Raw genomic sequence first — 22,393 nt, 5'->3', positions numbered from 1 at the left:
CCGCAAGAACATGGAGCTGAACCGCCATCGCCACGGCCGCCTTGGAAGTGACGATCACTGCCCCGATAGCAATCAGGCAGGCCATCGCGCAACACCCTGCGATGTCCAACCCCATCGATACCGAGGTCCACATGGCTTTATTCGCCCGCCACGCGAACGGGTTACGACTCGAACGCATGCAAGCGTCCGCGCAATATGCGGGCGAAGGCTTCGTCAACACCTATCCGGCGAGCACGCGACGGGCCGTGGACGACAAACCGTCGCTGGTCGATTTCATCTTCCGCGGCGAAGGACGCACGCCCTCGCGGCCGCTGCCCTCGCTCGACCCGCGCGCCGCCTGGACGCGTCCGGTCGATACCGGCTTGCGCACCACCTGGCTGGGACATTCCACCGTATTGCTGGAAATCGACGGCGTGCGCGTGCTCACCGATCCGGTGTGGGGCGAGCGCGCCTCGCCGTTCTCGTTCATGGGACCGAAGCGCTTCCAGCCGGTGCCGGTGGATATCGCCGCGCTGCCGCCGCTGGATGCCGTATTGATCTCGCACGATCACTACGATCATCTGGACTATCCGAGCATTCGCGAGCTCACCAAGCTGCAGGTGCCCTTCATCACCTCGCTGGGTGTGGGCGTGCACCTGGAGGCATGGGGCGTGCCCGCCGAGCGCATCGTCGAACTCGACTGGTGGGAAAGCCACACGCTGCCACGCGGACTCACCCTCACCGCCGCGCCGTCGCATCACTTTTCCGGGCGCAGCCTGCATGATCGCAACGCCACCTTGTGGTCGTCGTTCGTGTTGCGCGGCGAACGTCACTCGGTGTTCTTCAGCGGCGACACCGGCCTGTCGCCGCACTTCAGCGAAATCGGCCAGCGGCTGGGGCCGTTCGATCTGGTGATGATCGAAGTGGGCGCGTTCCATCCTTCCTGGGGCAGCGTGCACCTGGGACCGGACAACGCCATCAGCGCGTGGCGGCAGCTGGGCAGCGGACGCTTTTTGCCGGTGCACTGGGGCACCTTCAATCTCGCCATGCATCCCTGGGCGGAGCCGGCGGAAGTACTGCTGGCAAGGGTGCCCGAAGGCCTGGTGATGCCGCGCCTGGGCGAAGTGATCGAACCCACGAGGTTCGAATCAGTGGAACCCTGGTGGCGCGAGATAAGCGCCCAGCGATCGAAGGGATGCGCCCGCCAGGCGGCCGAATTCCTGGTGCTGCCGGCCAAGGATTGAGGCGGTTGTCCCCGGCGCACGAGCCGCCGGGGATGGTTGGGTTTACGATGGCGCTCCCCAGCCGGAGCTTTCCATGACCCGCAGCATCCAGATGGCCGACCACGGCAGCGTTCGCCGCATCACGCTTCATCGTCCGCAGGTGCACAACGCCTTCGATGACGGCCTGATCGCGGAACTGACCGCGGCACTGCAGGACGCCGGCAAGGACGACGCCGTGCGCGCCGTGGTGCTGAGCGGCGAAGGCGCCAGCTTTTCCGCGGGCGCCGACCTGAACTGGATGCGTGGCATGGCCAGCGCCAGCGAAGCGGAGAACCGTGCCGATTCGCTGCGCCTCGCCACGCTCATGCGCACGCTGCAATACCTGCCCAAGCCCACCATCGCCCGCGTCAACGGCGCGGCTTATGGCGGCGGCGTAGGACTGGTTGCGTGCTGCGATATCGCCATCGGCGTGGACTCCGCCCGCTTCGGCCTCACCGAGGTCAAGCTCGGCCTGGTGCCCGCGGTGATATCGCCGTACGTGATTCATGCGATCGGCCTGCGCCAGGCGCGTCGCCTGTTCGTCACCGGCGAGTTGTTCGACGCGCCCACCGCGCTGCAGATCGGCCTGTTGCACCAGTGCGTGCCGGCGGAACAGTTGGACGATGCCGTCGAGACCGCGCTGGCCCTGCTTTCCAAGGCCGGCCCGATCGCGCAGGCACACGCCAAGCAGCTGGCACTACGCATGGCCGGTGCCGACGAGGCGCACGCCGAGGCGATCGATCGCGAAAACGCGGCCTTGATCGCCCGCCTGCGAGTATCGGAAGAAGGCCAGGAAGGCTTGGGCGCGTTCCTGTCCAAGCGTCCGGCAGCCTGGTCGGTGGCGAGCTGACCGCGCACGACTTCACGAGGGAGCAAGGCGATGATCGATCACGTTGGATTGGCGGTGTCCGGCTACGAACGCAGCCGCGAGTTCTATCGCAGCGTGCTTGCCCCGCTGGGCGGCGAACTGGTGATGGAAGTGACGGCGGAGCAGACCGGTGACGGATCGCACGGCGGCTTCGGCATGCATGGCCGCCCGACGTTCTGGATCGGCACCTCGCACAACGCCCACTCCGGCAGTGTGCACGTGGCGTTCACCGCGCCCGATCGCGACGCCGTGAGGGCGTTTCATCGCCTCGCGCTCGAAGCCGGTGCCACCGACAACGGCGCACCGGGTCTTCGCCCGCACTACCACGAGCACTACTACGGCGCCTTCGTGCTCGATCCGGATGGCCACAACATCGAAGCGGTCTGTCATTCGCCGGAATAACCCGCCCACCCACGGACATCACGCCATGACGCATCCGATCATCAATATTGCCGATGTCGAACTGCAACCGTTTCCGCCCGGCATGGGTCCCAGCGGCGAAACCGCCGATCGTTTCGAGGCGCACATGGGCCGCTTTTCCGCGCAGATCGGCGCGAAGAAGCTGGGCTACAACATCACCGCCGTGCCGCCGGGCAAGCGTGCGTTTCCGCTGCATTGCCATCGGGTCAACGAGGAGATGTTCTTCATCATCGAAGGCAGCGGCGAAGTGCGCATCGGCGAGGAACGCTATCCGATCCGCGCAGGCGACGTGATCGCCTGCCCGCCTGGCGGCCCGGAGAAGGCGCACCAGATCATCAATACCGGCACCACCCAGCTGCGTTACCTCGCGGTGAGCACCAAGGAATCGCCCGAGATCTGCGAATACCCCGATACCGGCAAGATCGGCATCCTGGCCGACTACCCGCCAGCCGCCGATGGTTCGCCGCGGGGCTTCCGGATGGTGACGCGCGCGGATATGCAGGTGGGCTACTGGGACGGCGAATAGCGCCCTCGCCCACCTGTGGGAGCGCACCCTGTGCGCGACCGCGGAGCTGAGGGTCGCCTCTCCGCCGGGCCGTCGCGCACAGGGTGCGCTCCTACAGGCTTTCCGAGAGACCATGCTGCGCCGCGCATCGGCTCCAACGCGCCAATCTGCTAGTTTTGGCAGCTTCGCACCGTCCCCGGAAGCCGCATGTTCGAGCGTGTACTCATTGCCAACCGTGGCGAGATCGCCTGCCGTGTCATTCGCAGCTGCCGGCGCCTGGGGATCCACACCATCGCGGTGTATTCGCAAGCCGACGCCAACGCCCAGCACGTGCGCCTGGCCGACGAGGCCTGGCCGATCGGCGGCCCGCGTCCCACCGAGTCATATCTGCGTGGCGACGCCATCCTCGAAGTGGCGCGCAAGAGCGGTGCGCAGGCGATTCATCCGGGCTACGGTTTTCTTTCCGAGAACACGGCGTTCGCTCGCGCCTGCGCCGATGCGGGCATCGTTTTCATTGGGCCGCGTCCGGAAAGCATCGATGCGATGGGTTCCAAGGCGGCCGCCAAGGCGCTGATGGAACAACACCGGGTGCCGCTGGTGCCTGGCTATCACGGCGAAGACCAGGCCGCCGAAGTGCTCGCCGAACAGGCGCGCCGCACCGGTTTCCCGCTGATGATCAAGGCCGCCGCCGGCGGTGGCGGCAAAGGCATGCGCATCGTGCGCGGCGAAGCGGAGTTCGCCGATGCATTGGCGTCGGCGCAACGCGAAGCGGCCAGTTCGTTCGGCGATACGCGGGTGATCCTCGAACGCTATGTCGAGCATCCGCGCCATATCGAATTCCAGGTGTTCGGCGACACACACGGCAACATCATTCACCTCAACGAGCGCGAGTGCTCCGCGCAACGCCGCTACCAGAAGGTGCTGGAGGAAACGCCCTCGCCCTTCCTCGACGACGCGCGCCGTTCGGCCATGGGCGCCGCCGCGGTCGCGGCCGCCAAGGCGGTCAACTATGTCGGCGCGGGCACGGTGGAATTCATCGTCGCCCAGGACGGCGAGTTCTTCTTCATGGAGATGAACACGCGACTACAGGTGGAGCATCCGGTCACCGAGGAAACGCTGGGACTGGATCTGGTCGAATGGCAGCTGCGCATCGCCGCCGGCCAACCGCTGCCGCTCGCCCAGGAGCAGGTCAAGGCACATGGCCATGCCATCGAAGTGCGCCTGTACGCGGAAGATCCGGACCAGAATTTTCTGCCCGGTTCCGGCAAGCTGGTGAAGCTGCGCCTGCCCGCCCCTTCGCGCCACGTGCGTCTCGATGGCGGCGTGATCGAAGGCGACACGGTGACGATTTTCTACGATCCGATGATCGCCAAGCTGATCGTGTGGGACGTGGACCGCCCGCAGGCCCTGCAGCGACTGCGCGATGCGCTGCTGGCCAGCGAGATCGTCGGCCCGAAATCCAATATCGCCTTCCTTGAACGCCTGTCGCGCCACCCGGTGGTGGTCGAAGGCCGTATCGACACCGGCTACCTCGATCGTCATCTCGAAGAATTTCTCGCGGGCGATGCCGCGCTCGACACGCAGGTGCTGTTTGCCGCTGCCGTTGCCTCGCTGATGCACGACGAAAGCAACGTCACCGCGAACCCCAGCGACCCGCATTCGCCCTGGGCGCGCGCCGACGCGTGGCGCGTAGGCCATGCGGGCAAGCGCATCGTGGCGCTGTCGCTGCATGGCCAGCGCCACGAAGTGGAAGCGCACGGCCACGACGGCAACTACCAGCTTCGCCATGGCGATGCATCGTGCCAGGTGAGCGGTGCACGTCTCGGTGACGATGCACTGAGCGCGCGATTCGACGACGAAGCGGTGCGCATGCCGGTGCGCATCGATGCGGCGCGAGTGACCGTGCACGACGCACACGGCTTCCGCCATACCTTCGAACGTGCGCCCGCATTTGCCTGGGCATCGAAAGAGGCCGCGGGCGGCAACCAGATCGTGTCACCCATGCCCGGCCGCATCGTGCTGGTGAAGGCGCAGGCTGGCGACACCGTCGAGGAAGGCCAGGAACTGCTGGTGATGGAAGCGATGAAGATGGAGCTGGCCCTGAAGGCGCCACGCGGCGGCAGCATCGCCAGCATCCATGCGGCCCAGGGCGATTTCGTCGAAGCGGACACGGTGCTGTTGCGCTTCGCCGACTGAAAAGCCTGGATTGACGCCGTCTCGACAGCGCAATCCCGACGCTTGCCCCGTCACCCGGGCCGCTGCCCGGGTCCGGGGAGAATCCATGCTCACGCATTTTCGTGGAAGACGACCGGCGATCCTGCTCGCGTTCGTCGCCTTCCCCTTGCTGGCTGCCTGCGGCAAGCACGAAGGCAACGAGGCCGCGAGCGTCGAACATGCACCGCCGGATGCCGCGCAACAGGCCCGTGACGATGCCGCATCCACGGCCAGGTGCGCAGACCATCCACTCGCGCAGGCCATGCCTCCCAGGGACACCATGGCCGGCCTGCCCTTTCGCTTGTGGGATTGCACGCCTGCCAGCTTTCGCGCGGTCTACGGCCAGGACGGTGGCAAACAGGTCGAAATCTCCATCACCGATACCCGTCCCGCCGACACCGGTGCGTCCGCAGGCGCGGAAGACCTCAATCGCCGCACGCGCGACATGCAACGCTCGGTGACGCGCTCTTCGATCGAGATGCTGACCCGCATGGCCGATCCGATGCGGACCAATGCCGAATCCCTGGGCACCCTTGGCGGCCCAGCGTATGCACCCGTGCTGGTGCCCACCTCCACGTCGGCTTCGTTCGTCATCTACGTCAGCGCGCAGACCGAGCGTGGGCCTGCCGAAGCGGTGGCGCTGTTCAACGATCGCCAGGTCGTCACGCTGCATGCCGTCGAGCATGGCAGTGCCGTGACCGGCCTGACCACGCCGCAGGCGCAGGCGCTGTACCTGCCCTTCATCCAGTCGTTCCATCCCGAGCGGTTGCCGCAGTGATGCGCCGTCCGGGCGCCAACGCGCTATGCTGATCGGCATGAGCACGAACCATGTCCGCATTGTCGAAGTCGGTGCACGCGACGGCCTGCAGAACGAGAAAACCCTGCTGCCCGCCGACGTGAAGATCGCCTTGATCGATCGCCTCTCCGGCACCGGCCTGAAGACCATCGAAGCGACCAGCTTCGTGAGCCCCAAATGGGTACCGCAACTGGCCGATGCCGCCGAAGTGTTCCAGGGCATCCGCAAGGTGCCCGGCGTGAGCTATCCGGTGCTGGTGCCCAACGAGCAAGGCTACGAACGCGCCCGCGCCGTGGGCGTCGGCGAGATCGCCGTGTTCACGGCCGCATCCGAAGCGTTCAACCGCAAGAACATCAACGCCTCGATCGACGAATCGATCGAACGCTTCCTGCCGGTGATGCAACGCGCCAAGGCCGACGGCGTGAAGGTGCGCGGCTATGTCTCCACCGTGCTGGGCTGCCCGTATCAGGGTGAGGTGCCGGTCAGCGACGTGGTGCGCGTGGCGCGCCGTCTGCACGAGGTGGGCTGCTACGAGGTCTCGCTGGGCGACACCATCGGCGTCGGCACGCCGGCCAAGGCGCGCGCCATGCTGAAGGCGGTGGCGCAGGAAGTGCCCATCGCGGCGCTCGCCGTGCACTTCCACGATACCTACGGCCAGGCGCTGGCCAATATCCTCGCCTGCCTGGAAGAAGGCGTGCGCGTGGTCGACAGCGCGGTGTCCGGCACCGGCGGCTGCCCGTATGCCAAGGGCGCCACCGGCAACGTGGCCAGCGAAGACGTGGTCTACATGCTGCACGGCCTGGGCATGGAAACCGGCATCGCGCTGGACATGCTGGTGGCCACCGGCGCCTGGCTGGCCGGCCAGTTGCACAAGGAAACGGCGAGCCGCGTCACCCGGGCGCTCACCGCGGCCTAAGGGCCCGCACGGGGCCGGCGCGCGCTCTTTTCGTCCTCGGCCGGGGCCGTTTCGTCGCCCCACGGCCGGTTTCGTCGAAAACCGCGCGCCAGCGGCAAAGCGGCTAGGTATTCTCCGACGCATCCCATTCAAGGACGTCGTGATGAAGAGCGTGTTCTTCGTAGTCCGCCTGATCGTGTTCTGGTTCTTCATGCTGCTGTTCATGGCCCTGTTCATCGCCAACAGCCCGCCGCTGCGCTACAAGGAAACCGGCCCGACCTTCGCGCTGATCATCTTCCTCATCCTGATGATGGTGGTGACCAGTGCGGTGACCCATCTGCGCCGCGTGCGCCTGATCGCCGGGCATCTCGACGACAGCACCATGGGCAACCGCCAGCGCCGGCAGATCGAGATTCCGCTGGAAGCCGGCGAAGCGTTCGACCTGCTCGATGCCGCCATCCGCGAACTGCCGCGCAGCGAGGACGTGGAAAGCGCACGCGACAGCCTGCAGATCCGCGCCAAGGTGCAGCGCCCCAAGTCCTATGGAACCAATCCGTTCGAGCGTCTCGATCCGTCGCTGTGGTTCGGCCATGTGCGCAACCAGATCTTCGCCACGGTCACGCCGCGCGAAGGTTCGGGCAGCGTCACCTTGATCTGCGAGCCGGAAGCCGGCGCCTGGACCGACTGGTTCCGCGTCGACGACGGTACCAATCTGGAGAACGCCGAGGCCATCACGCGCGCCGTGACCCGCCGCATCGCCGAGAAGCGCCGGCAGGAACAGCGTCGCGCAGCCCAGACGGAGAACGAAAAGGAACGCACCGTGGCACGCCTGAACCTGCTGCATGCGCAGGTCGAGCCGCACTTTCTCTACAACACGCTGGCCAGCGCCCAGTACCTCACGCGCACCGATCCGCTGCAGGCCGATCACATGCTCGGGCATCTGATCCATTACCTGCGCCATTCGCTGCCGCAACGCGACGATGCGCTGTCGCTGCTCGGTGATGAGCTGGAACGTACCCGCGCCTATCTGGAGATCATGCGCCTGCGCATGGGGCCGCGCCTCTCGCTGCAGATCGATGTGCCCGACGCATTGCGCGCCATCGCCATGCCGCCGATGATGCTGCAGACGCTGGTGGAGAATGCGATCAAGCACGGCCTCGAACCCAAGCCCGGCGGCGGCACCGTGTGGATCCTCGCGCGCCGCGACGGCGACACCGTGTCCATCACGGTGGCCGACGACGGCCGCGGCTTCAATGACGCCAGCGGCGGCACCGGCATCGGCCTGAAGAACGTGCGCGAACGGCTGCGCCTGATCTACGGCGCCGAGGCTTCGCTGTCGGTGGTGAGCAATGCACCGGAAGGCGTCGCCGCCACCATCACCATTCCGCTACGAAGCGAGTCCACGGAAAACGTGTCGTGACCACTGCCATCATCGCCGAAGACGAAACCCTGCTGCGCACGGCGCTGCGCGATCTGCTGGCGCGGGTCTGGCCGGAGCTGGACGTCGTTGCCGAATGCGACGACGGTGCGAGCGCACTCGAAGCGATCGGCGAACATCGTCCCGACATCGCCTTTCTCGATATCCGCATGCCGGGCCTCAGCGGCCTGGAAGTCGCCGAGGCCGCCACCGAGGCCAGCCCGGAGACGCAGGTGGTGTTCACCACCGCCTACGACCAGTACGCCATCGATGCGTTCGAGAAGGGCGCGGTCGATTACCTGCTCAAGCCCATCACCGAAGCGCGCCTCACCGCCACCATGCAGCGCCTGCTGACGCGTGCCACGCCGCGTGGCGCCGATGCCGCCGCATTGTCCCAGTTGCTGCGCGAAGTGATGCTGCAGCCCGGCTCGCGCAGCGAACCGCTGACCTGGATCACCGCCAGCACCGGACGCGAGACGCGGCTGATCATGGTGGACGACGTCGCCTATTTCCGCGCCGACAGCAAATACACCGTCGCCATGACGGCCGACGGCGAAGCGCTGCTGCGCAAACCGATCCGCGAACTGGCGGCAATGCTCGACCCGAACGTGTTCAAGCAGATTCACCGTTCCACTATCGTCAACCTGCGCGCGGTGGCCTCGATCGTTCGCGACGATACCGGCAAGGGCACGCTGCGACTCAAGCAACGGCCCGAAACGCTGGTGGTGAGCCAACCCTTCATGACGCTGTTCCGGAACATGTAAGCGTCGAACCCCTCCCCTGCGAGCGTCACAAGAGGTCACCATGGACAAGCTGATCCTTTTGTTCCACCTGCTGTTATCCGTCACCGGCCTCGAACCCACGCGGACCGTCGTCACCCACGAACTGGCCCACGGGATCGACCTGATCTACAGCAAGATCCAGATCTCCGGCGAGTTGGCCACGTTCCGCTGCCTGCGCAGCCAGAGCGGCCTGTGCCACTTCACCGTGCTGCCGGGCTCGTGCAGCACCAGCCACGTCGGCTGCGAACCGCCGATCACGGTGTTCACCATGCGTCAGGGCGATACGTTGTTGTTGACACGCCTTCCCGACGATTTCGCCAGCTGCGTCACCTCGGCGCCGACCGCCGAAGGCGCCTGCGCCCAGCAACTCGCCGGCACGGCCCGCCCTGCCCCTTGACCGCGGTCTCGCGGCCCGGGGCCGAGCCTCGCTAGAATCGGCGGGAGCGATGGCGGGAGCGAGCAATGCGGTGGAAACAGCGTTACGGTTGGATCGGCCTGCTGACGGCCATGGCCATGGGCAGTGCCATGGCAACGACCGCCGCGCCACCCAAGGGCGATGTGCTGCTGGTACCCGATCGCGTATGGACGGCCGACGGCGATGCCGCGCACACGGGCTGGGCGGTGCTGGTGCATGACGGCGTCATCGCCGCCGTAGGCCCGGTGGACACCGTGAAGGCGCCGGCCAACGCCCAACGCATCGCCCTGCCCGGCACTACGCTCACGCCCGGACTGATCGACCTGCACTCGCACCTATTCCTGCACCCGTACAACGAGACGTTGTGGAACGACCAGGTGCTGAAGGAGCCGCAGGACTACCGCACGCTCGAAGCCGCCGCCCATGCACGCGCCACGCTGATGGCGGGCTTCACCACGCTGCGCGACCTGGGTACCGAAGGTGCCGGTTTTGCCGATGTATCGATCAAGCGCGCCATCGACGAAGGCATGATTCCAGGTCCGCGCATGTTCGTGGCCACGCGTGCCATCGTGGCAACCGATAGTTACGGCCCTGGCCCGCGCGGCTTTCGCCCCGACCTCGACCTGCCCGGCGGCGCGCAGGAAATCAGCGGCGTGGACGAAGCCATCCGCGCCACCCGCGAACAGGCCGGCCACGGCGCCGACTGGATCAAGCTCTACGCCGACTACCGCGTGGGCGCCGATGGCAGCACGCAGCCCACGCTGTCGCTGGCCGAGATGAAGGCCATCGTGGATACCGCGCATCTCTCGGGTCGTCCGGTCGCTGCACACGCCTCCAGCGACGAAGGCGTACGCCTGGCCGTGGAAGCGGGCGTGGACAGCATCGAGCATGGCTACGGCGCCAGCGAGGCGACGTTCCGCCTGCTCAAGCAACACGGCACGGCGTACGAACCCACGCTCACCGCGGTGGAAGCCACCGCGCAGTATTTCGAGCATTACGTGCCAGGACAAAGCGAACCTACGGCGCGCATGAAGGAAGCCGAGCGCGCGTTTCGCACCGCGTTGAAACTCGGCGTCACCATCGGCAACGGCAGCGACGTGGGCGTGTTCACCCATGGCGACAACTGGCGCGAACCCGCCAACATGGTGCGCGACGGCATGACGCCGCCGCAGGCATTGCATGCCGCCACCAATGTCGCCGCGCGCATCCTGCGCCAGCAGGACAAGTTTGGACGCATTGCTCCCAACCTGCGTGCCGATCTTGCCGCTTTCACCGGCGATCCCAGCACGCATATCGACGATCTCCAGCACCCCGTCTTCGTCATGAAGGACGGCACCGTTTACCGCACACCACAAGCCACGCCATGACCGACTTCCAGATCCGACCCATCGAAGCGCGCGACAACGCCGCCGTCGCCAACATCATCCGCACCGTGATGCCGGAGTTCGGCGCCGATGGTCCGGGCTTCGCCATTCACGACACCGAAGTAGGCGCCATGCACGAAGCCTATGCCCGCCCGCGCAGCGCGTACTTCGTGGTGGAACGCGACGGCAAGGTGATCGGCGGCGGCGGCATCGCACCGCTCGATGGCGGCGAAGCGGACGTCTGCGAGCTGCGCAAGATGTACTTCCTGCCCGAAGCGCGCGGCATCGGTGCCGGCAGCGCGATGATGCTGCGCTGCCTCGATGCAGCCCGCGAACACGGCTTCCATCGCTGCTACCTGGAAACGCTCACCGGCATGGATGCGGCCCAGGCGCTGTATCGCCGCCACGGCTTCCGCACGATCTGCGCACCAATGGGCGGCACCGGACACTTCAGCTGCGACCAGTTCTATTTGCGCGACCTGTAGGAGTACGTCATGGCCCATGATCATCGCGTAGACGCCTATATCCTCGAAGCGGCGCCGTTCGCCCAACCGATCCTCGAACACCTGCGCGACCTGGTGCACGAGGCCTGCCCGGAGGTGGAGGAAGGCATCAAATGGAGCATGCCGTTCTTCAGCCACAACGGTTCGCCGATGTGCCAGATGGCCGCGTTCAAGCAGCATTGCGCGTTCGGTTTCTGGCGGCACAAGGAAGTGACGGGCAGCGATCGGGCGGACGGCATGGGGCAGTTCGGCAAGCTCACTTCGCTGAAAGACCTGCCGGCGAAGAAGACGCTGATCGCGCTGATCCGCAAGGCCAAGGCGTTGAACGAATCCGAGGTGCGCGTTTCCCGTGCCAAGGCAACTCCCAAGCCCGCGCCAACGCTGCCGGACGATCTCGCTGCATTGCTGGCCATGAAGAAACACGCGGCCGCTCGCAAGACGTACGAGGGTTTTCCGCCCAGCGCGCAACGCGACTACGTCGAATGGATCGTTGAAGCAAAGACCGACGCCACGCGGCAGAAGCGCATCGCGAGCACATTGGAGTGGCTGGCCGAAGGCAAGCGGCGCAACTGGAAGTACGAGTCATGCTGAAAGCGCCACGCTAACCGCCGTTCCGTAAATACCGATTCCACCCACGCCGCACCCGCAAAGAGAAAGACTCCGCATGATCCGTATTGCCCACGCCGATGACGCGGCAGCCGTCCACGACATCTACACGCCATCGGTACTCCGCGGGGTGGAAACCTTCGAGACCGAACTCCCCGGCGCGGAGGCCATGCGCGAGCGCATCCTCACCCGCCTTCGCCATTACCCGTGGATCGTCTGGGAAGAGCAGGGCCGCGTGCTGGCCTATGCCTACGCCAGCCGCTTCCGCGAACGCGCCGCCTACGACTGGATCGCGGAGACGTCCATCTACGTGCACGCCGAGGCCCGCCGTCGCGGCATTGCCCGCAAGCTCTACGGCACGCTGCTCGACGCGATGCGTCTGCAGGGCATCAACCAGGCCGTGGGCGTGATCACCCTGCCCGGCCAGAGCAGCGTGACCATGCACGAGACGATGGGCTTCACGCCGGCCGGCGTGTGGCGCAGCTCGGGTTACAAGCTCGATGCCTGGTGGGATGTGGGCGTGTGGCAGCTGGAGTTGCAGCAGCCGGAAAACCCGCCGCAGCGCGTTATCCCGTTCGCCGAACTGCGCGAGACTGCTGGCTGGGCAGCGTTGCTGCAGCGCGCCAATTCCTGAGCAGGCCCGACACTTGTGGGAGCGCACTTGTGCGCGACCGCGGAGATCCGGTGTACCTCGCTTCGGGACTGTCGCGCACAAGTGCGCTCCCACAGGGTCACGGGCGGCACGGCCCCCTCCTCGGCTACCATTCCCTTTTTGGCATTACCGAGGACGTTCCATGCAGCTCAATCAGGTCAAGGCGATCATCACCGGCGGCGCCTCCGGTCTCGGCCACGCGGTGGCCCAGCATCTGGTGGCCAACGGCGGCACGGTGGCACTGTTCGACGTCAACGAGGAAAAAGGCCAGGAAGCGGCCAAGGCGCTGAAGGGCCATTTCTTCCGTACCGACGTCACCTCGGAGGAAGGCGTGTCCGCCAACGTTGCCGCCGCGCGCGAAGCGATGGGCGGCTTGAACGTGGTGGTGAATTGCGCCGGCATCCTGGGCGCGGGCCGCATGCTCGGCAAGGATGGCCCGATGCCGCTCAACACCTTCGCCACCACGGTGATGGTGAACCTGGTGGGCAGCTTCAACGTCGCCAAGGCCGGCGCCTCGCTGATGCAGAACAACGACACCGGCGAAGACGGCGAACGCGGCGTGATCATCAACACCGCATCGGTGGCTGCGTTCGAAGGCCAGATCGGCCAGGCCGCGTACTCGGCCTCCAAGGGCGGCGTGGTCGGCATGACGCTGCCGATGGCGCGCGAACTGTCGCGCTTCGGCATCCGCGTGGCCACCATTGCCCCGGGCATCTTCTGGACGCCGATGGTCGACGGCATGCCGCCGCAGGTGCAGGAATCGCTGTCGGCCTCGATCCCGTTCCCGTCGCGCCTGGGCAAGCCGGACGAATTCGCCAGCACCGTGGCCTTCATCCTCGGCAACCGTTACATCAATGGCGAGACGATCCGCCTCGATGGCGCGGTGCGGTTGCAGCCGAAGTAACCTCTCAACTCGTCATTCCGGCGCAGGCCGGAATCCAGTTGCGTGGTACCCGGTTGTCGCGTGGCGACCACCTGTGAGCCCATCAAAGTTTCGCGATAATCACGCGATACCGTTACTGGATTCCGGCCTACGCCGGAATGACGGTCTAGAACCCAACCATCCGGTCATACACCCATGAAAGCTTCCGACGTCAAGAAAGGCAACGTAGTCGAACACGACGGCACCGTTTATCAGGTGCGCGACATTGAGCGCAGCTCGCCGACCGCGCGTGGCGGCAACGTCACCTTCCGCTTCACCATGTATTCGATCCCCGGCGGCCGCAAGTTCGACCTGAGCCTGCGCGCCGATGACGATCTCAAGGAAATGGAGCTGGTGCGCCGCGAGGCGAACTTCTCGTACATGGACGGCGAGACCTTCGTGTTCATGGACAACGAGGACTTCACCCAGTACCTGCTGTCGTCCGACCTGGTGGGCGACAATGCCGGCTACATCGTGGAAGGCGTCGAGGGCTACTACGTGCAGCTGATCGACGATGCGCCAGTGGGCCTGCAGGTTCCCACCAGCGTCACGCTGACCGTGGTCGACACCGCGCCGGAAATGAAGGGCGCCAGCGCCACCAAGCGCACCAAGCCGGCCAAGCTCAACACCGGCATCGAGATCCAGGTGCCGGAATACATCACCAACGACGAAAAGGTGTGGGTGAACACGCTGACCGGCGAGTTCGCCGGCCGCGCCTGATCGCCACTGCAGCTCTGATCGAAGAAAAGCGCCGGGGAAACCCGGCGTTTTTTTGTCCGGCTTGACGCGGTGGCGCCGCTGCGGCACGTTCGCATCTTCCCGCCCAGGAATGAATGCCGTGTTGCGTCCCCACGCCCCGCATGCTCGTTTCTTCCGCACCCGCCATCTGCTGATGCCGATGCTGCTGGCCCTTGCGCTCAGCGCCTGTGCGCCGGCGCCGGTGCGCAACCCCCTCGCGCAGTGGGAGCCGTCGCCCAACTTCGATGCGCGCCGCCCGGTGCTGATCGTGATTCATTTCACCAACGAGCATTCCGCCGAACAGGCGCTGCACACGTTGCGCACGGCCAACAGCGGCGGCCCGGTGAGTTCGCATTACCTGGTCGGCAACGACGGCCGCATCTACCAGCTCGTCGCCGACAGCCAACGTGCGTGGCACGCAGGTGCGGGGCACTGGGGCACGATTACCGATGTGAACTCCGCCTCGATCGGCATCGAACTGGACAACGATGGCGACTCGCCCTTCACCCAGGTGCAGATCGACAGCCTGCTGCGCCTGCTGGCCGACCTTACCGATCGTCTGCGCATTCCCCGCACGCAGATCATCGGGCACGAAGACCTTGCGCCGGGACGCAAGGATGATCCCGGCCCGCGCTTCCCATGGCAACAACTGGCGCAGGCCGGCTTCGGGCTGTGGCCGCGCGTGGCACTGGTCGATCCGCCGCCGGGCTTCGATCCGTGGTCGGCGCTGGGCCTGATCGGTTATCCGCTGGATGACCGCGCCTCCACCGTGCGCTCGTTCCATCACCACTTCCGCGGCATGGACGGCGATACGCTGGATGATCAGGACCTGCGTATCCTGTTCGCGTTGTCGCGGCAGCTGGGTGCCACGGGAGGAAACGCAGGCACACCTGCCGGCTGACCGTCATGCCGTCGCGTCCGCTTCAGGCTGGCTGAGGCAGAATCACCGTATTGCCAAGGAGCTTCGCCGCGTCATGTCCTCGACGGGTTATTCGCTGCGCGCCACAGTCGTCGACAGCCTGCTTACCGCCAAGCGGCCCGACGTGCCCGTGCGCGTCGTCTTGCGCAACACCGCCGCGGTGATCCTGCCGCTGGGCATCGGCATCGCCACCGGTCATCCGGGCATCGGCCTGGGTATCGGCGCGGGTGCGCTGGACACCATGTTTTCCGATCAGCCGGGGCCGTATCGCCAGCGCATGGCGCGCCTGCTGCTGGCCTCGCTGGCTGCTGGCCTGGCCTCGTTGATCGGCTTCCTGATCGGCGACCAGTTGATTCCCATCCTGTTCGCCACGGCGGCGTTCGGCTTCTTCGGCGGCATGTTGGTGGTGTTCGGCCCCGACATGGCCCGCGTGGGCATGACCAGCATGATCCTGCTGGTGGTGACCGCGGCCACGCCACGCCCGCTGCACGAAGCGCTGGGCGCCTCCGCGCTGATCTTCGCCGGCGGACTGCTGCTGACGCTGTTCTCGGTGGCCGCATGGCCGCTGCAACGCTATCGTCCCGAACGGCATGCGCTGGCGGCGGTGTATCGCGGCCTGTCGACGCTGGCGCGCCAGCAGGAACACGACGACGCCGACGTGCCTGCGCTCACCGATGCCATGACCACGCTGCAACACACGCTGCTGGGACGGCACCACGCGCGCGGCCGCGCGATGGAAGCGTTCGGCGTGCTGCTGGAACTGGCCGAGCGCATCCGCCTCGAACTCACCGCGATGGCGGAGTTGCGCGCCAACCCCACCATCCACGCGATGTTCCGCGGCGATGCGGCGCGCGTGCTGGCCGCCATCGCCGACGCACTGGAAGCCGCCGAGTCGCCGCAGCAGGCGGAACATGCCTTGCAGACGCTGCAGGCGAGCGAGAACGCACTGCTCAGCGATGGCGGCAATGCCGATGGTCTGGCCACGCATATCCATGCGTTGTCGGGTCAGCTGGCAGCAGCGGTACGCAATGCGAACTGGGCCGGCAGCCGTGGCGAATTGCGCGCCGCGGCCGCTGAAACCCCGCTGCCGACCGCCCTGCGCAGCAATTCGGCGCGCGCCACCTTGCGCGCCAACCTCACGCCGCATTCGGTGACCTTCCGCCACGCCGTGCGCTCGGCCGTCACGCTGACCGCCACCCTGTGGGTATCGCGCGAGCTCGGCTTGCCCCACGGCTACTGGCTGCCGATGACCGCGGCCATCGTGCTGCGTCCGGATTTCGCCGCCACCTTCAACTTCGGCCTGCTGCGCGTGGTCGGCACCATCCTCGGCCTGGTGCTCACCACCGCCCTGCTGCACTTCACGCCGCACGATGCGTGGGCCCATCTCGCGCTGATGGCGGTGCTGTGCATGGGCTTCCGTTACCTTGCCACCGCGCACTACGGCATCGCCGTGGCGGCGCTGACCGGCACGGTGGTGATCCTGCTGTCGTTCGAAGGAGTGAATTCCAGCGACGCGGTGCTCGATCGCGTGATCAACACCGCGCTGGGCAGCGGCATGGCGCTGATCGCCTATGTGTTGTGGCCAAGCTGGGAACGCGCGCGGGCACGCGCCGCGTTGTCGGACATGCTCGATGCGTATGCCGGTTATCTCGGCGCGCTGGCCAACCCGGAACGCCGCGACGGGCGGCGCGAAGCGCGCACTGCTGCCCGCACGGCGCGCAGCAACGCACAGGCCTCGCTCGATCGCATGCGCGCCGAACCAGCCACGCCGGCCGTGCTGCTGGAACTGGCCAATGCGCTGTTCGCCAACGGCAATCGCCTGGCGCGCACGGCAATGACTTTGGAAGCCCTCATCGACGACCATCACAACCTGCCGGAGACGGCGGAAATGTGCGCATTCGTCGATCACAGCGCCACCGCCCTGCACGAAATCGCCGCCGCGTTGCGCGCGCAACGCGCACCCGACCCGCTACCGGACTTGCGCGGCCTGCAACGCAGCCTGGGGACGCTGCTCAACATGGCCGAGGACCGTCAAGCCGCCGAACTGCTCACGCGGATCAGCGACCGCCTGGTGGACAACGTCAACACGCTGGCGCATATCACGGGGCGCAGCCATACAAAGTCCACGGCGACGGCGTAACACTCACCTCCGTGGGAGCGCACCCTGTGCGCGACGATCCAACGAAGAGGTAGCGGCGCGGCTCCGCGGTCGCGCACAGGGTGCGCTCCTACAGAGACCTCGCGCTGGCCGCAGCCAATACACGATCACGCCCCTTGTGGGAGCGCACTTGTGCGCGACAAACCAACGGAGCGCGGACGATGCGGCCCTGCAGTCGCGCACAAGTGCGGTCCCACAAGGTTCCCGCAGTGATGCTATGCCCCGACGCGGCGACGCACCGCGTCGATGTCGCGCACGGGGCGCACTTCGATGCGGCCGGTGCGGGCCCAGGGGAATTCCGCGGCGATGCGCACGGCCTCGTCCATGTCGGCCGCTTCGATCAGGTTGAAGCCGCCGAGGTATTCCTTGGCTTCAGCGAAGGGGCCATCCATTACGCTCATCTGGTTGTCGCGCATGCGCAGCGACTTGCCCTGCGCCGGCGCTTCGAGCTGCATGGAATCGAGCAGATGCCCTTCGGCGCGCAATTCGTCGGCATGGACGAAGCAGCCGTGCATCATGGTGTCGAACTCACCCTCGGGCAGCGCCTCGAGCAGGCTGTCGTCGTTGTAGATCATGACCAGGAACTTCATGTTGCCTCCCATGGCAATCGGACGCCGTTGCACCCGCCATGATGCCGGTAAAACGTTACCGGATGCACGTCCAGCGCGGCTGCGGTTCACCCGCCGGCCATGCGCCGGGCCTAGCGGAATCTCGCTCCAGCTGAGCCTGGGGGCTTTACGCTGCACCGCGCCGAGACGGCACCCCGCCCCTGACATACACTCGGCGCATGCTCAAAATCGACACGCACGCCCATATCCTCCCGCGCGACTGGCCGAACCTCGCCGCCAAGTTCGGCGACGAGCGGTTTCCCGTGATGATCCACAACGACGGGCGCCATCGCATCTACAAGGACGGCAAGTTCTTCAGGGAGGTGTGGGATTCGGCGTTCGATGCGCAACAGCGCATCGACGACTACGCGCGCTTCGACGTCAGTGTGCAGGTGGTATCCACCGTACCGGTGCTGTTCTCGTACTGGGCACCGGGTTACCAGGCGCTGGAACTGCATCGTCATCTGAACGACGAGACGGCGCGCATCTGCAACGACTACCCGCGCCACTACGCCGGCATCGGCACGGTGCCGCTGCAGTCGCCCGACCTGGCCATCCGCGAACTCGAACGCTGCATCGACGAACTGGGCCTGCAAGGCGTGCAGGTGGGCTCGCACTGCAACGACTGGAACCTCGACGCGCCTGAGCTGTTCCCGTTCTTCGAGGCCGCCGCCGACCTGGGCGCCGCGGTGATGGTGCATCCCTGGGACATGATGGGCACGCCCAGCATGCCCAAGTATTGGCTGCCCTGGCTGGTGGGCATGCCGGCCGAGCAATCGCGCGCCGCCTGCTGCCTGGTGTTCGGCGGCGTGCTGGAGCGCCTGCCCAAGCTGCGCGTGATGCTGGCCCACGGCGGCGGCAGTTTCCCCTGGACCATCGGCCGCATCGAGCACGGCTTCCGCATGCGCCCGGACCTGGTCGCCACCGACAACCCGCGCAACCCGCGCGAATACCTGCAACGCCTGTATTTCGACTCCTGCGTGCACGACCCGGCGGCCCTGCGCTATCTCCTGGATGTGACCGGGGTCGAGCGCGTGATGCTGGGGACCGACTATCCTTTCCCGCTGGGGGAACAGCATCCTGGCAGCGGCATCGAGTCACTCGGACTCGACGACGTGGCCCGCGCGCGGCTCTTCCACGGCACCGCCCTGGAATGGCTGGGGCTGCCGCTGCATCGATTCCAACCCAACGCCCTCTCACAGGAGCAGGCATGAGCTTCTTCCGCAACGTGGTGATCGCCGGCGCGCTCGCGCTGATCGGTACCGCACACGCCGCCGACGTCAGCATGGCCGGTGGCAGCGTCACCTTCAGCACGCCCGACCAGTGGATTGGCATCATGGAAACGCAGGGCGACCCGGAAGCACGCGTGTTCCAGGTTCCCGACCCCTCGCCCAACGGCAACAGCAGCCTCGCCCGCATCAGCGTCACGGTGAAGCAGGTGGCCAATGCCGGCGAGTTCCAGCAATACGTGACCGGCGCCATGAGCAAGGCCAAGGCACTCACCGCTTACCAGGCCGCCAGCGGTGGCGTAGCCGACAACTTCGTCTACACGGCGCAGGAAAACGGCACGCCATACAGCTACAGCGAGCGCTACTGGTTCAAGGACGGCCACGCCATCCAGTTGCGCTGCGTGCGTCCTACGCAGAGTTCGGCGGGCGCCGCCTGGCGCACCTCGTTCGACAAGGGTTGCGACGCCATTGCCGCACGCATGAAATAATCGCCCTCCACGTCGTGCCCCGCTGCGGGCACGGCGCTTCCGCAAGAGATCCCCGATGTCCGCTCCGTTCGAAGCCACCCTCGCCTGGGCGCAGTCCCAGGATGCCGCCGATCCGCTGCGCGGCTTTCGCGATGAATTCCTGATCCCCAGGCACGAGGGTCGCGACGTCCATTACTTCTGCGGCAATTCGCTGGGCCTGCAGCCGCGGGCCGTACGGCCTGCCTTGAGTGCGGAACTCGACTCGTGGGCGGACCAGGCAGTGGAAGGCCATTTCCGCGGCGATCTGCCGTGGATGGATTACCACGAGTTCGTGCGCGACGATCTGGCCACCGTGGTGGGCGCGCAGCCGTCCGAAGTGGTGGCGATGAATACGCTGGGCGTGAACCTGCACCTGATGATGGTGAGCTTCTACCGCCCCACGCCGGAACGGCACGCGATCCTGATCGAAGCAGGCTCGTTTCCCACCGACCGCTACGCGGTGGAATCGCAGGTGCGCTTCCATGGTTACGATCCGGCGACGGCACTGATCGAGCTGAAGGGCGACGAAGCGAACGGCGCGATCTCGATGGAAGCGATCGAACGCGTGCTGGCCGAGCACGGTTCGCGCATCGCGCTGGTGATGCTGCCCGGCGTGCAATACCGCACGGGCCAGGCGTTCGACCTGGCCGCCATAACGCGTCTGGCCAGCCGCCATGGCTGCATGGTGGGTTTCGACCTGGCGCATGCGGTGGGCAATCTTCCGCTGCAGTTGCACGACATCGGCGCGGACTTCGCCATCTGGTGCAGCTACAAATATCTCAACAGCGGTCCCGGTGCGGTCGGCGGCGCCTTCGTGCATGAGCGGCACGCACGCACCACCCTGCCGCGTTTTGCCGGCTGGTGGGGCCACGACAAGACCAGCCGCTTCCAGATGGGGCCGCAGTTCGTGCCCACTTATGGCGCCGATGGCTGGCAGCTCAGCAATCCGCCGATCCTCGCGCTCGCACCGTTGCGTGTGTCGCTGGAGATCTTCCGTCGCGCCGGCATGGCGAAGCTGCGCGAGAAATCGCTGCGCCTGACCGGCTATCTGGAATGGCTGGTACAATCGCAACTGGGCGATGTGCTGGAAGTGGTGACGCCGGGCGATCCTGCGCGCCGCGGTTCGCAGCTGTCCATCCGCGTGCTCGGTGGTCGCGAGCGCGGGCGCGCGCTGTTCGACGACCTGGTGGAACGCGGCATCATCGGCGACTGGCGCGAGCCCGACGTCATTCGCATCTCGCCCACGCCGCTGTACAACCGCTACGCCGATTGCGTGGCCTTCGTGGAAGCCACGCGACGCTGGGCGCAACGCGGGTGATCAGCCGGCGCGGCTCAACCCGCGCCGCGCCATCGCATCCACCACAAAAGCCAGCCCGCAAAGCGCCAGGCCAACCGCGCATACGCCCGTCCATCCCGCTGCGGCCCACGCACTGCCGGCCGCCACGGCGCCGGCACCACCGCCGATGAAGAACACGCCCACGAACAGGCCATTGAGCCGGCTGCGCGCAGCGGGATCGAGCATGTTGATCGCGCGCCGACCCAGCGTCTGATCGCCGATGGCACCGGCATCGATCACGATGGCGGCCACCACCAGCAAACCCAGCGCCGCCGTCGAGTGCCGCGCGATATCCATGCCGAGCCAGCCTGCACCCGCCACGCCTGCCAGCACGAAGCCCAGAGTCGTCACCACGTGTGCGATGGGCATGCCCACGGCGCTGTAACCGCGATCGCCTGCCCTGCCCGCCAGCGGTGCCACCACGGTACCGGCCACGCCCGCGAGCGCAAACCAGGCCAGGCTGCGGCTATCCAGCGAAAACGGCGCCTGCACCAGGCGCAAGGCGATGCCGGTCCAGAAGGCGCTGAAGGCGGACATCACAATGGCCGCAGAGATGGCGTAGCGACGCAACACGGGTTCGTCGCGCCATAGCGTCCACAACGAAGCGATCAATCCGCGATACGACGTGTGCACCGGCGGCTGCCGGCGCGGCAGCGCAAACCACAAGGTGATGGCGAGCAGCGCATCGAGTGCGCCGAGCAGCCCGTAGCAGACGCGCCATCCCCAGGCACCTTCGACCAGGCTGGCGAACGGACGCGACAGCAGGATGCCGAGCATCACGCCGCTCATCACATTGCCCACGGCGCTGCCGCGATGCTCCGGCTTCGCCATGGCCGCCGCCAGCGGCACCAGGATCTGGATCGCGCACGAGGTCGCCCCGGCCAGGCAGACGGCGAGCAACAGCCACCACGCCTGCTGGGCCACCGACGCCGCGCATAGCGCCAGCGCACAGGCGAGCAAGGTGATGGTGGTGAGGCGCCGGTTCTCGAACAGGTCGGCCAATGGCACCAGGAAGAGCATGCCCACGGCGTAGCCCAGCTGGGGCAGCATCGCCACCAGGCCGGTCAACGACGACGGCAAGTGCATCGCGCGCGCCACCGGTCCGGCCAGCGGCTGCGCCGCGGTGAGGTTGATGATGATCACGCCCACCGCGAAGGCAAACAGCAGTGTCAGCGGCGTGGTGAGTTCCGCCTGCACCTCATGGGCCACGGCCTCGATGCGCGAACGGGAGGGATATTGCATGGGTAGGGGGCCTTGCCAATCGATAGGCCTGCGATGCTAAATATCCCGGCATCATGA

Annotated in this window: 23 protein-coding genes; 21 read left to right on the top strand and 2 right to left on the bottom strand. The window is 66.6% G+C overall.

What is annotated here, in order from left to right; genetic code table 11:
- Positions 1 to 131: 131 nt before the first annotated feature.
- From ISP20_RS06670 to ISP20_RS06585, 18 genes are all read left to right on the top strand, one after another.
- Positions 132 to 1,223: an MBL fold metallo-hydrolase gene (locus ISP20_RS06670; RefSeq protein WP_239535399.1), complete on the top strand. Its 1,092-nt coding sequence runs from the start codon at positions 132 to 134 to the stop codon at positions 1,221 to 1,223.
- 73 nt (positions 1,224 to 1,296) lie between these two features.
- Complete coding sequence (locus ISP20_RS06665) at positions 1,297 to 2,091, top strand: enoyl-CoA hydratase-related protein (protein ID WP_204635281.1); 795 nt, start codon at positions 1,297 to 1,299, stop codon at positions 2,089 to 2,091.
- Positions 2,092 to 2,121: 30 nt separating this feature from the next.
- Positions 2,122 to 2,511 (top strand): VOC family protein, encoded by a 390-nt coding sequence (locus ISP20_RS06660; protein WP_204635280.1) that lies wholly within the window; start codon positions 2,122 to 2,124, stop codon positions 2,509 to 2,511.
- 25 nt (positions 2,512 to 2,536) lie between these two features.
- On the top strand, positions 2,537 to 3,055 hold the full coding sequence (locus ISP20_RS06655; RefSeq protein ID WP_204635279.1) for a cupin domain-containing protein: 519 nt from the start codon (positions 2,537 to 2,539) through the stop codon (positions 3,053 to 3,055).
- 186 nt (positions 3,056 to 3,241) lie between these two features.
- Complete coding sequence (locus tag ISP20_RS06650) at positions 3,242 to 5,230, top strand: ATP-binding protein (protein WP_204635278.1); 1,989 nt, start codon at positions 3,242 to 3,244, stop codon at positions 5,228 to 5,230.
- A gap of 85 nt (positions 5,231 to 5,315) precedes the next feature.
- The gene (locus ISP20_RS06645) at positions 5,316 to 6,026 is read left to right on the top strand and encodes a hypothetical protein (RefSeq protein ID WP_204635277.1); all 711 of its coding nucleotides are present in this window, start codon (positions 5,316 to 5,318) and stop codon (positions 6,024 to 6,026) included.
- 37 nt (positions 6,027 to 6,063) lie between these two features.
- Positions 6,064 to 6,960, top strand: coding sequence for a hydroxymethylglutaryl-CoA lyase (locus ISP20_RS06640; RefSeq protein ID WP_204635276.1), 897 nt, complete (start codon positions 6,064 to 6,066; stop codon positions 6,958 to 6,960).
- A 142-nt stretch (positions 6,961 to 7,102) separates the two neighbouring features.
- Complete coding sequence (locus tag ISP20_RS06635; protein WP_204635275.1) at positions 7,103 to 8,359, top strand: sensor histidine kinase; 1,257 nt, start codon at positions 7,103 to 7,105, stop codon at positions 8,357 to 8,359.
- Complete coding sequence (locus ISP20_RS06630; protein WP_204635274.1) at positions 8,356 to 9,120, top strand: response regulator; 765 nt, start codon at positions 8,356 to 8,358, stop codon at positions 9,118 to 9,120. Before ISP20_RS06635 ends, ISP20_RS06630 begins: the two co-directional genes overlap by 4 nt.
- A 40-nt stretch (positions 9,121 to 9,160) precedes the next feature.
- Positions 9,161 to 9,535 carry a hypothetical protein gene (locus ISP20_RS06625; protein ID WP_204635273.1) on the top strand — a complete coding sequence of 125 codons (375 nt, stop codon included), beginning with the start codon at positions 9,161 to 9,163 and terminating at the stop codon, positions 9,533 to 9,535.
- A 110-nt stretch (positions 9,536 to 9,645) separates the two neighbouring features.
- Positions 9,646 to 10,920 carry a metal-dependent hydrolase family protein gene (locus ISP20_RS06620; RefSeq protein WP_425490804.1) on the top strand — a complete coding sequence of 425 codons (1,275 nt, stop codon included), beginning with the start codon at positions 9,646 to 9,648 and terminating at the stop codon, positions 10,918 to 10,920.
- The gene (locus ISP20_RS06615; RefSeq protein WP_204635271.1) at positions 10,917 to 11,402 is read left to right on the top strand and encodes a GNAT family N-acetyltransferase; all 486 of its coding nucleotides are present in this window, start codon (positions 10,917 to 10,919) and stop codon (positions 11,400 to 11,402) included. The genes ISP20_RS06620 and ISP20_RS06615 overlap by 4 nt, the downstream gene beginning before the upstream one ends.
- Positions 11,403 to 11,411: 9 nt before the next feature.
- Positions 11,412 to 12,011 carry a YdeI/OmpD-associated family protein gene (locus tag ISP20_RS06610; RefSeq protein WP_204635270.1) on the top strand — a complete coding sequence of 200 codons (600 nt, stop codon included), beginning with the start codon at positions 11,412 to 11,414 and terminating at the stop codon, positions 12,009 to 12,011.
- A gap of 73 nt (positions 12,012 to 12,084) precedes the next feature.
- The gene (locus ISP20_RS06605) at positions 12,085 to 12,660 is read left to right on the top strand and encodes a GNAT family N-acetyltransferase (protein ID WP_204635269.1); all 576 of its coding nucleotides are present in this window, start codon (positions 12,085 to 12,087) and stop codon (positions 12,658 to 12,660) included.
- Positions 12,661 to 12,820: 160 nt separating this feature from the next.
- Positions 12,821 to 13,582 (top strand): SDR family NAD(P)-dependent oxidoreductase, encoded by a 762-nt coding sequence (locus ISP20_RS06600; protein WP_204635268.1) that lies wholly within the window; start codon positions 12,821 to 12,823, stop codon positions 13,580 to 13,582.
- 174 nt (positions 13,583 to 13,756) lie between these two features.
- On the top strand, positions 13,757 to 14,320 hold the full coding sequence (efpL, locus tag ISP20_RS06595) for an elongation factor P-like protein EfpL (RefSeq protein ID WP_204635267.1): 564 nt from the start codon (positions 13,757 to 13,759) through the stop codon (positions 14,318 to 14,320).
- Between the two features lie 172 nt (positions 14,321 to 14,492).
- Positions 14,493 to 15,239, top strand: a complete 747-nt coding sequence (locus ISP20_RS06590; protein ID WP_239535545.1) for an N-acetylmuramoyl-L-alanine amidase — start codon at positions 14,493 to 14,495, stop codon at positions 15,237 to 15,239.
- A 73-nt stretch (positions 15,240 to 15,312) separates the two neighbouring features.
- Positions 15,313 to 17,397 carry an FUSC family protein gene (locus ISP20_RS06585; RefSeq protein WP_204635265.1) on the top strand — a complete coding sequence of 695 codons (2,085 nt, stop codon included), beginning with the start codon at positions 15,313 to 15,315 and terminating at the stop codon, positions 17,395 to 17,397.
- A 233-nt stretch (positions 17,398 to 17,630) separates the two neighbouring features.
- Here ISP20_RS06585 and ISP20_RS06580 read toward each other — a convergent pair whose 3' ends face one another.
- Complete coding sequence (locus tag ISP20_RS06580; protein ID WP_204635264.1) at positions 17,631 to 18,005, bottom strand: YciI family protein; 375 nt, start codon at positions 18,003 to 18,005, stop codon at positions 17,631 to 17,633.
- Between the two features lie 197 nt (positions 18,006 to 18,202).
- On the opposite strand from ISP20_RS06580, the gene ISP20_RS06575 reads away from it, so the two are divergent.
- The 3 genes from ISP20_RS06575 to kynU are packed head-to-tail and all read left to right on the top strand — an operon-like array spanning position 18,203 to position 21,076.
- On the top strand, positions 18,203 to 19,237 hold the full coding sequence (locus ISP20_RS06575) for an amidohydrolase family protein (protein ID WP_204635263.1): 1,035 nt from the start codon (positions 18,203 to 18,205) through the stop codon (positions 19,235 to 19,237).
- Positions 19,234 to 19,740 carry a hypothetical protein gene (locus tag ISP20_RS06570; protein ID WP_204635262.1) on the top strand — a complete coding sequence of 169 codons (507 nt, stop codon included), beginning with the start codon at positions 19,234 to 19,236 and terminating at the stop codon, positions 19,738 to 19,740. The genes ISP20_RS06575 and ISP20_RS06570 overlap by 4 nt, the downstream gene beginning before the upstream one ends.
- A 55-nt stretch (positions 19,741 to 19,795) precedes the next feature.
- Positions 19,796 to 21,076 (top strand): kynureninase, encoded by a 1,281-nt coding sequence (gene kynU / locus ISP20_RS06565; RefSeq protein WP_204635261.1) that lies wholly within the window; start codon positions 19,796 to 19,798, stop codon positions 21,074 to 21,076.
- Here the strand turns inward: kynU and ISP20_RS06560 are convergent, their stop codons facing one another.
- Positions 21,077 to 22,336 carry an MFS transporter gene (locus ISP20_RS06560; RefSeq protein WP_204635260.1) on the bottom strand — a complete coding sequence of 420 codons (1,260 nt, stop codon included), beginning with the start codon at positions 22,334 to 22,336 and terminating at the stop codon, positions 21,077 to 21,079.
- Positions 22,337 to 22,393: the final 57 nt, after the last annotated feature.

It is taken from the genome of Dyella kyungheensis (assembly GCF_016905005.1).
Classification (GTDB): Bacteria; Pseudomonadota; Gammaproteobacteria; order Xanthomonadales; family Rhodanobacteraceae; genus Dyella; species Dyella kyungheensis.
The sequence above is the reverse complement of the archived record's forward strand: the minus strand, read 5'-3'. Positions and strand labels throughout refer to the sequence as shown.

Bases quoted from the DNA above. Each gene is read 5' to 3' on its own strand.
- ISP20_RS06670 (WP_239535399.1), top strand. From the start codon at position 132: ATGGCTTTATTCGCCCGCCACGCGAACGGGTTACGACTCGAACGCATG.
- ISP20_RS06665 (WP_204635281.1), top strand. From the start codon at position 1,297: ATGACCCGCAGCATCCAGATGGCCGACCACGGCAGCGTTCGCCGCATC.
- ISP20_RS06660 (WP_204635280.1), top strand. From the start codon at position 2,122: ATGATCGATCACGTTGGATTGGCGGTGTCCGGCTACGAACGCAGCCGC.
- ISP20_RS06655 (WP_204635279.1), top strand. From the start codon at position 2,537: ATGACGCATCCGATCATCAATATTGCCGATGTCGAACTGCAACCGTTT.
- ISP20_RS06650 (WP_204635278.1), top strand. From the start codon at position 3,242: ATGTTCGAGCGTGTACTCATTGCCAACCGTGGCGAGATCGCCTGCCGT.
- ISP20_RS06645 (WP_204635277.1), top strand. From the start codon at position 5,316: ATGCTCACGCATTTTCGTGGAAGACGACCGGCGATCCTGCTCGCGTTC.
- ISP20_RS06640 (WP_204635276.1), top strand. From the start codon at position 6,064: ATGAGCACGAACCATGTCCGCATTGTCGAAGTCGGTGCACGCGACGGC.
- ISP20_RS06635 (WP_204635275.1), top strand. From the start codon at position 7,103: ATGAAGAGCGTGTTCTTCGTAGTCCGCCTGATCGTGTTCTGGTTCTTC.
- ISP20_RS06625 (WP_204635273.1), top strand. From the start codon at position 9,161: ATGGACAAGCTGATCCTTTTGTTCCACCTGCTGTTATCCGTCACCGGC.
- ISP20_RS06620 (WP_425490804.1), top strand. From the start codon at position 9,646: ATGGCCATGGGCAGTGCCATGGCAACGACCGCCGCGCCACCCAAGGGC.
- ISP20_RS06615 (WP_204635271.1), top strand. From the start codon at position 10,917: ATGACCGACTTCCAGATCCGACCCATCGAAGCGCGCGACAACGCCGCC.
- ISP20_RS06610 (WP_204635270.1), top strand. From the start codon at position 11,412: ATGGCCCATGATCATCGCGTAGACGCCTATATCCTCGAAGCGGCGCCG.
- ISP20_RS06605 (WP_204635269.1), top strand. From the start codon at position 12,085: ATGATCCGTATTGCCCACGCCGATGACGCGGCAGCCGTCCACGACATC.
- ISP20_RS06600 (WP_204635268.1), top strand. From the start codon at position 12,821: ATGCAGCTCAATCAGGTCAAGGCGATCATCACCGGCGGCGCCTCCGGT.
- efpL (WP_204635267.1), top strand. From the start codon at position 13,757: ATGAAAGCTTCCGACGTCAAGAAAGGCAACGTAGTCGAACACGACGGC.
- ISP20_RS06590 (WP_239535545.1), top strand. From the start codon at position 14,493: ATGCCGATGCTGCTGGCCCTTGCGCTCAGCGCCTGTGCGCCGGCGCCG.
- ISP20_RS06585 (WP_204635265.1), top strand. From the start codon at position 15,313: ATGTCCTCGACGGGTTATTCGCTGCGCGCCACAGTCGTCGACAGCCTG.
- ISP20_RS06580 (WP_204635264.1), bottom strand. From the start codon at position 18,005: ATGAAGTTCCTGGTCATGATCTACAACGACGACAGCCTGCTCGAGGCG.
- ISP20_RS06575 (WP_204635263.1), top strand. From the start codon at position 18,203: ATGCTCAAAATCGACACGCACGCCCATATCCTCCCGCGCGACTGGCCG.
- ISP20_RS06570 (WP_204635262.1), top strand. From the start codon at position 19,234: ATGAGCTTCTTCCGCAACGTGGTGATCGCCGGCGCGCTCGCGCTGATC.
- kynU (WP_204635261.1), top strand. From the start codon at position 19,796: ATGTCCGCTCCGTTCGAAGCCACCCTCGCCTGGGCGCAGTCCCAGGAT.
- ISP20_RS06560 (WP_204635260.1), bottom strand. From the start codon at position 22,336: ATGCAATATCCCTCCCGTTCGCGCATCGAGGCCGTGGCCCATGAGGTG.